This window comes from Chryseobacterium sp. PTM-20240506, from assembly GCF_048296755.1.
GTDB classification, from domain to species: domain Bacteria; phylum Bacteroidota; class Bacteroidia; order Flavobacteriales; family Weeksellaceae; genus Chryseobacterium; species Chryseobacterium proteolyticum.
In genome coordinates this window covers 4,891,709-4,903,370 of record NZ_CP182581.1, presented here as the reverse complement: position 1 = coordinate 4,903,370, position 11,662 = coordinate 4,891,709, and the positions used below count along the sequence as shown (strand labels likewise).

Annotated in this window: 11 protein-coding genes; 8 read left to right on the top strand and 3 right to left on the bottom strand. The window is 34.8% G+C overall.

Annotated elements, in window-relative coordinates; all coding sequences use genetic code 11:
* Positions 1-137 precede the first annotated feature (137 nt).
* From ACNFU2_RS22010 to ACNFU2_RS21990, 5 genes are all read left to right on the top strand, one after another.
* A complete protein-coding gene (locus ACNFU2_RS22010; protein WP_172277723.1) occupies positions 138-566 on the top strand; it encodes an acyl-CoA thioesterase in 429 nt (142 codons plus the stop codon).
* A gap of 83 nt (positions 567-649) precedes the next feature.
* Positions 650-1,498, top strand: coding sequence for a prephenate dehydratase (gene pheA / locus ACNFU2_RS22005; RefSeq protein ID WP_273647495.1), 849 nt, complete (start codon positions 650-652; stop codon positions 1,496-1,498).
* Positions 1,499-1,838: 340 nt separating this feature from the next.
* Positions 1,839-2,555 (top strand): hypothetical protein, encoded by a 717-nt coding sequence (locus ACNFU2_RS22000; RefSeq protein ID WP_172277721.1) that lies wholly within the window; start codon positions 1,839-1,841, stop codon positions 2,553-2,555.
* Between the two features lie 122 nt (positions 2,556-2,677).
* Complete coding sequence (locus ACNFU2_RS21995; RefSeq protein WP_273647494.1) at positions 2,678-4,927, top strand: DUF2339 domain-containing protein; 2,250 nt, start codon at positions 2,678-2,680, stop codon at positions 4,925-4,927.
* Positions 4,928-5,037: 110 nt separating this feature from the next.
* The gene (locus ACNFU2_RS21990) at positions 5,038-5,475 is read left to right on the top strand and encodes a hypothetical protein (RefSeq protein WP_172277719.1); all 438 of its coding nucleotides are present in this window, start codon (positions 5,038-5,040) and stop codon (positions 5,473-5,475) included.
* A gap of 47 nt (positions 5,476-5,522) precedes the next feature.
* Here the strand turns inward: ACNFU2_RS21990 and ACNFU2_RS21985 are convergent, their stop codons facing one another.
* The gene (locus ACNFU2_RS21985; RefSeq protein WP_273647493.1) at positions 5,523-6,800 is read right to left on the bottom strand and encodes a replication-associated recombination protein A; all 1,278 of its coding nucleotides are present in this window, start codon (positions 6,798-6,800) and stop codon (positions 5,523-5,525) included.
* A 101-nt stretch (positions 6,801-6,901) separates the two neighbouring features.
* Between ACNFU2_RS21985 and yidD the strand changes: the two genes are divergently transcribed.
* The gene (gene yidD, locus ACNFU2_RS21980; RefSeq protein WP_172277717.1) at positions 6,902-7,144 is read left to right on the top strand and encodes a membrane protein insertion efficiency factor YidD; all 243 of its coding nucleotides are present in this window, start codon (positions 6,902-6,904) and stop codon (positions 7,142-7,144) included.
* Positions 7,145-7,578: 434 nt separating this feature from the next.
* The gene (gene lgt / locus ACNFU2_RS21975; RefSeq protein ID WP_228456944.1) at positions 7,579-8,445 is read left to right on the top strand and encodes a prolipoprotein diacylglyceryl transferase; all 867 of its coding nucleotides are present in this window, start codon (positions 7,579-7,581) and stop codon (positions 8,443-8,445) included.
* 78 nt (positions 8,446-8,523) lie between these two features.
* Here the strand turns inward: lgt and ACNFU2_RS21970 are convergent, their stop codons facing one another.
* Positions 8,524-10,041 (bottom strand): NAD(P)H-hydrate dehydratase, encoded by a 1,518-nt coding sequence (locus ACNFU2_RS21970; protein WP_418123153.1) that lies wholly within the window; start codon positions 10,039-10,041, stop codon positions 8,524-8,526.
* A gap of 165 nt (positions 10,042-10,206) precedes the next feature.
* On the opposite strand from ACNFU2_RS21970, the gene mscL reads away from it, so the two are divergent.
* Positions 10,207-10,587, top strand: a complete 381-nt coding sequence (gene mscL, locus ACNFU2_RS21965; RefSeq protein ID WP_172277712.1) for a large conductance mechanosensitive channel protein MscL — start codon at positions 10,207-10,209, stop codon at positions 10,585-10,587.
* Positions 10,588-10,640: 53 nt separating this feature from the next.
* On the opposite strand, the gene ACNFU2_RS21960 is transcribed toward mscL, so the two are convergent.
* Entirely contained in the window at positions 10,641-11,600 is a 960-nt protein-coding gene (locus tag ACNFU2_RS21960; protein ID WP_172277710.1) for a D-2-hydroxyacid dehydrogenase, read from the bottom strand.
* Positions 11,601-11,662: the final 62 nt, after the last annotated feature.

Sequence of the window (11,662 nt, the reverse complement as noted above, 5' to 3'; positions counted from 1 at the left end):
ATTTATGCCCCGATTAATTCTTTAGTTAGTACTGTGTTTAGAAGGAAGACAAAGGTCTAATTTTTTATTTTCAAAAAAAAATTTTGCAGGTATTGATTATTTAAAAATATATTTGTATGTATAATTTGAGACCCAAAATGATACACACAATCCACTCAATACGAGTACGTTACGCCGAAACCGACCCTATGAAATATGTCTATTATGGCAACTATGCAACGTACTTTGAAATTGGCAGAGTTGAGCTATTTCGATCCATCGGAATGTCATATAATGAAATTGAAAACCAGGGAATTTGGTTACCCGTTTCCGATTATAAAATTAAGTATTTAAAACCAGCTTTATACGATCAAAAATTAGAAATCCACACCTATATAAAAAAAATACCCGGAGTACGGATTGAATTTGAATATGAAATCTACAACGAAGATGGAGTAAAAATTACCGAAGCTTCTACCACCCTGTTCTTTCTGGATTCATCAACCAACAAAATCATCAGATGCCCGGAGCATTTATTGAATCTTTTTAAAGCAAACTGGAAGGTTGAAGAAAATACCCCTGAATAATTACGGTATATAATTTTTTTAACTATCAACTATTTCATTCCTTTGTTGAAGTTTAATTTACATTTAACAATTACGCAGAATATATGAAGATTGCATTTCTTGGCCCACATGCAAGTTTTACTCAACTTGCCACCACACAACTTTTTCCTGAGGAAGACCTATTACCACAGGCAAATATCCTGGATTGTTTTGAAGCAGTAGAAAAAGGAGAAGTTGCTAAAGCTGTTGTCCCATTGGAAAACTCCATTGAAGGTACCGTTTCCATGACATTAGATTATCTGTATAAAACCCCTGCAATAAAAATCGAAGCTGAAGCTGTGATGCCCATTGCACATCACTTAATGATTCATCCCAACAATTCTATTGAGGAAATCGAGAAGATTTATTCCCATCCGCAGGCATTGGCTCAGAGTTTTCATTTTTTAGATGAACACTACAAGAATGTTCAAAGACAGGATTTTTCTTCTACGGCCGCCGCAGCCAAGTTTGTATCCGAGAACCCTGATCAAAAGATCGCAGCTGTCGCCAACCAATTTGCTGCTAATCTTTATGGTTTAAAAATCATTAACCGGAATATTCAGGACTTTGAGCAGAACCATACACGCTTTATCGTGATCTCTAAAGAAGGAAATTCTTACAAAAACGAAAAATTAGAGGTTCTTGGGGAAAAATCCGGGATGCTCATTACATTACCTGAAGATCATGCCGGAGGATTACACCAGGTACTATCAGTATTCGCCTGGAGAAAGATGAATCTTAGTAAAATAGAATCCCGGACCTTAAAAACGGGACTTGGAAACTACTTTTTCTATATCAATGTGGTAGGTGAATGGCATCCGATCCTGCATGGAAATGCAATACAGGAGCTTGAATCCATCCGCGCAGATGTTGATTTCCTTGGAAATTACAAAGAGTACTTATTAGAAAGTTAAATCTTATTAAAAATACAGGATAGTTATAATATTATCTAAGAAATATAACCTACTAAAAAGCTGTCAGACGTTCTGACAGCTTTATTTTTACATTAAATAAAAATTATTCAATAAAAAGGGATTTATTTAAATTATTTTATTTATCTTTATTCTCAAAAAATTTAAGTATATTTACTTATAGTATAAATACGTAACGTTATATTGAATATAAATTGTAAATTGTTAAAATATTTAAACATAATTTACAATAACTTTATATAAAATATAACCTACAGGCATAATTTTTGCTGTATTTTTACGAAACTAAAACTAGAACCATAACAATTTAAACTTTTATAACATGAAAACTAAAATTTCCATTCTGATCTTATTTTTGATCTCATTTCAAGCCTTTTCACAGGTAGGAATAAACACCACAACACCAGCAGCTACTCTTGACGTAAACGGAGATGTGAAAGTACGCCAGGTTCCAACAACGACAACATTAACTGGATTTGATGTTATGATGTATAATATTGCTACCGGTGAATTACAACAAGCAGATCCTGCATTAGTAGCGAGTGCCGGAAGTGGTGGTGCTACAAACCCTACCCTGTTTGCTGCTAAAAAAACAGCAGGAATCAGTTTATTAAGCTTAGGATTGTTTCCTTCCGGATTTAGAGGAGTTAACTTCCTGACAGCAGAAAGAACAATCGGTAGTGCAGCATTATTCTCTGATACCGACAATACGTATGTTGTTCCATCTGACGGAGTATACGCTATTGGATTTACTTTCCGTTACGGAACAGGATTACAAGCTTCAATCCTTGCCAACAGCCCGGGAGTAGGAATCGTTAGAACAAGAGCAGGGGTAGCTACTACAATAGATAGCCGTGCATTTAGCGGAGCAAACCTAATTCTGTTAAGCTTAACAATTTCAGAATCCAGCTTGAACTCAATCTATAGCTTACAGGCAGGAGATAAGATTTCATTCGGTCTTGTAGGGTCATCTGCGCTTGACGTAGGTTTACTTGGATCAAGTGTTGCTTCATTCTATATTTACAAAGTATCTAACTAGGACTTTTATTTAATTTAATCACTATACACCGTTAATCCATCATATCCCAATATGATGGATTAATTGTTTTTACGAGTAGCTTAACAAACATTTATTTATATTTGATCAAACAAATGAAAATTATGACGGCAAATTTCCTGGTTATTCTACTGATTGTATTGATTGTTATTGTTTATAGTAATTTAAATAGCAGAATACAAAAGCTTGAAAAGAAAATTTCAGACTTACAGGAAAATACTCCTAAAGACATTCCGGTTGCAGGGCTAAAAAAAGAATCTACAAGTCCATCTCAGCTATCTCCTGAAGCTTCACCTATCAATACACATCATGAAAAAGAATCTGCACCGGAGATCTACCCCAACATTCAGGAACAGGTACCATCAGATCAACAAACAGACTGGCTTTCCCCTATTATGGGTTTTCTTAAACAAAACATTCTGGCAGTTATTGGTATTTTCACTTTGGTTTTAGGTATCGGTTACTTTGTAAAGTATGCCATTGATAAAAACTGGATTGGAGAAGCAGCAAGGGCGACAATAGGATTCTTCATCGGTTCAGCTATTATAATTACAGGTCATTTTCTAAGAAAAAATTATGCAACATTTTCATCTATAATATTGGGAGGTGGTATTGCAATCTTATATTTTACCACTACCATAGCGTTTCGTGAATATCATCTGTTCGCACAGAATACCGCTTTTATTATTACATGCTGTATAACATTATTATCTATCATTCTTTCTTATCGCTATAATAGCGAGGTCCTAGTTATTTTTTCATTATTTGGCGGATTTCTAGCCCCTTTAATGATCAGTTCCGGCCAGAGTAATTACTTATTTTTATTCACCTATATATCTGTTTTAAATATCGGAATGTTTATCATTACCTTTTTGAAACAATGGAAAAGTGTTGGAGGAATTGCATTTTTCTTTACGCATCTCTATTTGTTATATTGGATTGTAGAAAAACCTGAAATATTAAGTATTTATTTTTATCTGATCAATTATGTTATATTTTATGCTTTCGCATTGCTTAACAATATTAAGAAAAACATACTTTTTGCTTTTGATACAATATTATTAGTCCTGGTCAACTTCTTTAGTACTCTAAGTTTAATTTACCTTTTTAACAAATTGGGATATGAACCGGTCATCATATTTCCTCTAATCTTTGCAGCAATTAACGGCTGTCTCGTTTTCAGGGAATATAATAAGAAAAGTTTTAACAGCACTTATTCCATATTTACAGGTATTACTGTAAGCCTTCTAACCATTGCTGTCGCATTGCAGTTCAAAACGCATTTGATCACAAGCATCTGGGCAATTGAAGCAACTTTACTTCTTTTTATCTGGAAAAAAACAAATCTTAGTATTTTTAAAGTTTTCTTTTATATTCTTTTTCCTTTGGTCCTGTTAGCTCAAATCATTACATGGGCACAATATTTCGACGCAAAAGATCTTAACGTAATAATCAACCCTATCTTTTTAACAAGTTTGGTGACAATCATTACCATCCTTTTTAATCTTGCCCTACTCAAAAGATTACAGGGAAATAACACTTCCGGAAATAGCTTCTTTGAAAATGCATTTAAAATCCTTAATTACTCTATCATTTATTTCGCGATATTATTTGAATTGATTTATCAGATTTCTGAACAGCCTTTTGCTATTATTTTAGTATCGGGGCTTTTACTGAGTCTGTTCTACATCTTCATCCTTTTACTACTCGGCAGAAAACTGGAAATAAACAGACAAATCGAAAACGGATTGATTTATTTTTTCTTTTGCCTTACTATCATTCATGTTACTTTCTGTGCTTCCGAGCTTATACATGATATCGTATTAAAGAAAACTTCACCTTCTTTCTATGGAATTTATTTACTATACCTCATTCCTTTTATATATGTATATTATTATAAGGTAATAAACACACCGGATTTTTTGAAAATAAAAATTTCGTATTGGCTCGGTGCCTTTACATTGGTTACTGTTGTAAGCTGTGAATTGTATCATTTATATTTATTGGGAAATTCAGTAAACCTTGCAAAACTGCCTGCACTTCAAAAACATTTTAGCATTCTGTATCTTCCAATCATTTGGGCTATCCTTTCAATTATCTTTATTTATACCGGGCTTAAAAGAGAGAATAATGAATTAAGCAGAATCGGATTCACCCTTATAGGGATCGTTATTGTGAAACTGTATGCATATGATGTATGGCAAATGGATAATATCTCCAGAATTATAGCTTTTATATTACTTGGAGTGATTTTATTGCTAAGCTCATTTATGTTCCAGAGATTGAAAAATATCATTAAAAATCTTGTGGATAAAAAGGAGGAAACTGATAAAAATGAAAATTCAGAATTTTAATAAAAACCATTATTTATACATAATTTTTAATTTATCTTGAAATCACATTCAAATTCTACAAAAAAAACTTATATTTAACCTGTTTTTAATCGTTACTTATTCTTTAGATTATGAAAAAAATACTTTATTCTTTTTTATTAGTATCTTCTGTATGTTTGTTTGGACAGAAGAATCCTTCAGCGAAATTTGCTGTTGCTAATGATATTGTTGGAACAGTTGATATGTTCAAGGACAAATCAGATTTCATACAAAGCATGCATGTTTATAAAACGCCTGCTACTTTGCCACAGAATCTAAAAAAATTCAGTTATCTGGCAGACAATGGGATTACAGAGTTCAAAATCAAAAAAGGATATGAAAACCTTGACAGATTAACATTAGCTCAGCTTAATGTACAAAACAACCTACCCAAAGAAACACCTGTAATCATCGAAGGTTATGAATTTTCTAATCCTGAAACCAGTATTTATGCTGATATTTTAGCTAAAACTGAAGTAAAGGATTACAATGGCAAAAAGTCCCTTTTTATTACAACAACCCAGAAATAATCATTAATTTTTGATCATAAAAAAGGATGCTCAGTGAGCATCCTTTTCTAATACTTATTATTCCATTTTTTTCTGAGTTCTTCATAGATCTTTTTCTCCGTGGCATTATTTCCCGGCTCATAAAGCCTGGTGTCTTTAATTTCTTCAGGAAGGAAATCCTGGTCTACAAAGTTTCCTTCATAAGAATGTGCATATTTGTAGTCTTTGCCATAATTAAGATCCTTCATTAGTTTTGTCGGAGCGTTTCTGAGATGAAGGGGTACAGGAAGATTACCTGTTTGTTTTACTAATGCCAATGCATTATTAATAGCCATATAAGTAGAATTACTTTTAGGAGATACTGCCAGATACACTGCAGTTTCACTTAAAATAATCCGGGCTTCGGGATTACCTATTACGTTGACAGCCTGAAAACAATTATTAGCAATAACCAAAGCATTCGGATTTGCTAATCCAATATCCTCAGCCGCAAGAATAAGCATCCTTCTCGCAATAAATTTAATATCTTCTCCCCCGGCGATCATTCTTGCCAGCCAATATACCGCACCATTGGGGTCACCTCCCCGCATGGATTTAATAAATGCAGAGATAATATCGTAGTGCTGTTCTCCATTTTTATCATATAAAGCCATTGTTTCCTGAAGAACGGCAAGAACATCTTCATTGGAAACCTCAGTTGTCTCTGTATTTTTATATTGATTGAGAACCAGCTCAACAGAATTGATAAGTTTTCTGGCATCACCACCCGAATATTGTATAAATGCACCTTTTTCTCCAATTTTTAAATGGGTATTCTCGTCTTTATTGTACCTATCGAGAGCAATGTCCACCAATTCTTCCAGTTTTTCATAGCTTAAAGCTTTCAGGATATACACCTGACTCCTTGAAAGCAAGGCTGAAACTACCTCGAAACTTGGATTTTCCGTGGTTGCACCTATCAGAACGATCCATCCTTTTTCTACTGCGTGAAGCAATGAATCTTGCTGCGACTTATTAAAGCGGTGAATTTCATCAATAAATAGGATTGGCGATTTTCCTGAAAATAGATTCTGTTTTTTTGCTTCATCAATGACATCGCGAACATCTTTTACACCCGAAGAAACCGCAGAAAGTTTATAGAACTTTCTTCCGGATTTTTCAGAAATAATTTCTGCCAATGTTGTCTTCCCCGTTCCCGGAGGCCCCCATAAAATAAGAGAATTGAGCGTATCGTTCTCAATCATCTTCCGTATTGTTCCCTTCTCACCCGTAAGATGCTCCTGCCCCAGAACATCATCCAGGGTTTTGGGTCTTAATTTTTCAGCTAATGGAATATTTTGATTCAAGATATTTTAGGATTTTTGAGTGAATATTTCAGATTTATGTGTCTGAAACTTATAACAAATTTAAACTAATTTTCATTTTTTTACCCTATTTTTGCATTGTTTTGAAATTAACAGTCAACAAGATCATTACTTTTCCTTTGGTAATTTTAGTTAAATTTTACCAATGGTTTATCTCGCCCTTACTCCCTAAAAACTGTCGTTATGAACCTACATGCTCCCATTATATGGTAGAATCACTGCAGGTGCATGGTATTTTTAAAGGATTGTGGCTGGGTATAAGGAGAATTTCAAAATGTCATCCATGGGGAGGTAGCGGATATGACCCCGTTCCTCCAAAGAAATAAAAATTCAGTAATAAACTATCAAAAAAATAGAAATGAGTAATATTTTTTTCAGAATGTACCTCGTAGTATTTGCCTTCGTTACCCAGTGTATTTTTGCACAGGCATACCCTGGCGGTCTATCGGACGGAAGCTTACAAGTAAATGCTACGGAAATCCCCGTTAAAATCTATTCAACAACTGAAATCAGAGATCTGGACTCTTTTGTGGAAAGACCTATCAATAGTAATGTTCTGGTAATTCTGAATAAGTCTAATTTTGAGCCTGCTTACTTCAATTTCAGCGCTGCAACATTAAGTAAATACAAAGAAGCAAAATACCAGTTTTTTGATAAACACTTTAAGCTGATAGAAACTCCGGCTACTCAGGAAAATATTGAAACTTTCAAATATGCTGTAAAAGCAGACAAACCCATTACAGCTGCAGACCATGTTGAACTGGAAACTCCTTTTAAAATATGGGATCCTTCCAATGGGATCAAACTGGGGCCTGTTACACTTCATTTTTATAGCCTGATGTTCATTTTTGCCTTTGGATTTGGTTATCTCCTGATGGCAAGAATCTTCAAAACTGATAATGTCAATTTAAAATATCTGGAACCATTATTTACATGGACGCTGATCGGAACTATTTTGGGTGCAAGGCTAGGCCACGTTATCTTTTATCAGCCTGAATTATTCAAGGAAGATTTCTGGAGTGTCTTTTTACCAATAAGCACAAAAAACGGCCTGAAATTCACAGGCTTTTCAGGATTAGCAAGCCATGGAGCTACTATTGCTTTAATTCTTACAACTCTTTATTACTCGTTTAAGATCATCAGAAAAAATCCTTTCTGGGTATACGATAGATTAGGAATAGTGGTTTCTTTGGGAGGTGCATTTGTAAGAATGGGAAACTTTTTCAATTCTGAAATTGTGGGAAAACCTGTAGACCCGAATTCCCCGTTTGCTTTACTTTTCCCTCAGCAAAGCAGTGAATATGGTCTAACTGTACCACGTTATCCTACCCAGCTTTTTGAAGCCTTCGGATATATTTGCCTGTTTATCCTACTTTGGATCTTATACAAAAAGACAGATAAGAAATATCAGCAAGGCTGGTTATTTGGATTATTTTTCATTATTCTTTGGGCTATCAGATTCTTTGTAGAATTTTTAAAAGAGCCTCAGGGAGATGAATTTATCCAGATCGGAGGCTTGAATACCGGACAGGTACTTTCTATTCCTTTCATGCTTGCAGGAGTAGTGATCATGATTATGTCTAAAAAATTCAAAATTACTCAGGAACAAAACGCAAAACCTGAATAATTATATTCCTTAAAATAAATATAAAAGCCACAATTGAATTGTGGCTTTTATATTTTTACGACCTCCTTTAGAAGTACTTTATAGCTTAACTGCCGTTTTTTTATTGATTTTCTCAAATACTGTTCCCAGTTCATTAATGAGATCAGTAGAAAGCATAGATTCTTTAGAATATCTTTCTGCTGCATAATCTGCTGCTTTTCCATGAAGCCACACCCCGAAAACAGCGGCATCTTCTTCGGAATATCCTTGTGCCAGTAATGAGGTAAGAATTCCTGTAAGAACATCTCCACTTCCTCCCTTGGCCAGTCCCGAATTTCCTGTTGTATTATAATACACTTTTCCATCAGGAGTAATAATTTGTGTATGATGATCCTTCAGGACAATATATATCTGATGCTCATCCGCTTTCTGACGAGCCAGTTCCAGCCTTTCAAAAGAGTCTGCAGATTTACCAAATAGCCTTTCAAACTCCTTGGGATGAGGAGTAATGATTGAATTCTTCGGGATCAGTTTCAGATTTTTTTCATTTTCCGAAATTATATTCAAAGCATCCGCATCCAGGATCAGTGGTTTCTCATATTCTTTTAAAAATTGCAGAAGCACTTTTTGCGTTTCCTTATCTGCTCCTATACCCGGCCCTATACCAAATACAGAATTATCTTCAATCTCTATCTTACTTGTAACTTGATCACCACTTTTTATAAACATGGCTTCCGGACAAGATATTTGTAAAATATTATATCCGCATTCGGGAGCAACCGTGAACGTCAAACCGGCTCCGGTTTTTAAGGCAGCTTTTGTGGATAGCACAGCAGCTCCCATTTTACCGAAGCTTCCTGCAACAATATATACTTTACCATACAATCCTTTATGAGAAAAGTCCGGTCTCGGTCTAAAAATTCTTTTGATCCATTCTTCATCAACTGAAAAATCAGCTGTTTCAGTATTTGAAATATACTCTCTGCTAAGATTTATATCCAAAATCTCTACCTTACCTGTAAATATACCACTTTCAGGATGTAAAAAGCTCTTCTTCCAGAATTGAAAACTCAGAGTATAATCAGCCTTGAAAATAGTAGAGCCTGCAACAGAAGTGGTATCTGCAAAAAGTCCGGAAGGAATATCAATAGAAATTTTAACAACCTTCAGAGTGTTTAAATAATCAACTATTTCTTTGTATGCTCCTTCAAGTTCTCTTGATAATCCGGTTCCGAAAAGGGCATCAATAATAACAGTATCATCATCCAGCGGGTCCTTATCCAGCTCACTGAATCTTTTAACCGGAATTTCCGAAACCCCTTGTACTCTTTCAAAATTGACCTCTGCATCATCGGAAAGTTTCGATTTGGGATCCTCTACAAATACCTCTACATCAAAACCTTCGGTATGGAGCAGCCGTGCAATAGCAAATCCATCTCCTCCGTTATTTCCAACGCCACAGAAAACAAAAAACTTCTTATGATTTTTACAATGTTCAGATATCCAGTTTACACATGATTGTGCTGCGCGCTCCATTAGTTTAATTGAAGAAATTTGATCGTTCGATATCGTAAACTGATCACACGCCCTTATTTGCTCCTTCGTAAATATTTTCATTTCATATTAGTATCCGACTAATTTATAATATTTTTTATTAACGCAAAGGCGATTACTCCACATTCACATTATTTAAAAAGAATACAAATAAATATCCCATAAACGCGAAAAAAATAACAATTTTAGCTATATTTGTCTCATACACAACATAAAAAAAATTAAATTATGGGATTTTTAAAGGAATTTAAAGAATTTGCAGTCAAAGGCAATGTCATTGATCTTGCAGTAGGGGTTATCATTGGTGCAGCTTTTGGTAAAATTGTTTCATCATTTGTAGAAGATGTTATTACTCCTCTTTTACTTAATCCGGCTCTAAAAGCTGCAGGGGCAGAAAATATCAAAACCCTGGTATGGAACGGCGTTACCTATGGTAATTTCCTGGCGGCAGTTATTAACTTCCTTTGTATAGCAATGGTTCTTTTTATAATGATTAAAGGAATTAACAAAGTATCAAAGGCAAAAGAGGTTGCTCCGGCTGGTCCTACAGATGATCAGAAATTATTGATGGAAATCAGAGATTTACTAAAAAACAAGAACAACATATAACATAAAAACACCTCATTTGAGGTGTTTTTTATTTCAATACGAACTTCATTCGATTAGTGAATCTGTAGTATACTTGAAATCTGCTCCGCTAAAGAAAGACCAATTCTATCCTGTGCTTCCAATGTTGAAGCTCCTGTATGAGGTGTGAGGGAAATTTTAGAATGAGTGAGAATGTCTTTTGAAGGAGTAGGCTCATTAATGAAAACATCCAGTCCTGCAAACTTCACTTTTCCGGAATCCAGGGCTTCAATTAAAGCCACCTCATCAATAACACCTCCGCGTGAGCAGTTCACTATTGCAACTCCGTCCTTCATAATTTCAAACTCATTTTTTCCGATCATATATCCGTCTTTCTGTGCCGGTACATGAAGGGTAATAAAATCCGAATGCTTCAGAACATCCTGTAACGGTTCCGTTTCAATATCCACATTAATAAACTGGTTGTTATAGAACTTGACTTTTATACTTGCCCTGCCTACATTATTATCAGCCGCAACTACTCTCATTCCAAGACCTAAAGCAATCCTAGCAACCTCCTGTCCTATTCTTCCCATTCCAACGATACCGATGGTTTTCCCTCGCAATTCTATTCCTTTAGCATATGCTTTTTTAAGTCCTGCAAATTCAGTATCTCCTACTACAGGCATCTTTCTGTTCGAATCCTGTAAAAATCGTGCTCCTGAAAATAAGTGGGCAAATACCAATTCCGCAACCGACTCCGAAGAGGCAGATGGTGTATTGATTACATGAATTCCTTTTTCCCTTGCATAATCTACATCAATATTATCCATACCAACTCCTCCTCTTCCGATAATCTCAATGGATGGACAATTATCAATAATATCCTTTCTTACCTGTGTCGCACTACGTACCAGTAAAGTACGGATCTTGTGCTCATTAATGTAATCTACTAAAAATTCCTGTGGTACTTTTGTTGTGATTACTTCAAACCCTTTTTCAGTTAATGCATCAATTCCAGATTGATCCAGACCGTCATTTGCTAAAACTTTCATAAATACAATGTCTATTTAAATTTAAAAAGATTTAAAAATTAAAATTCGGCGTGCTGCTTTAT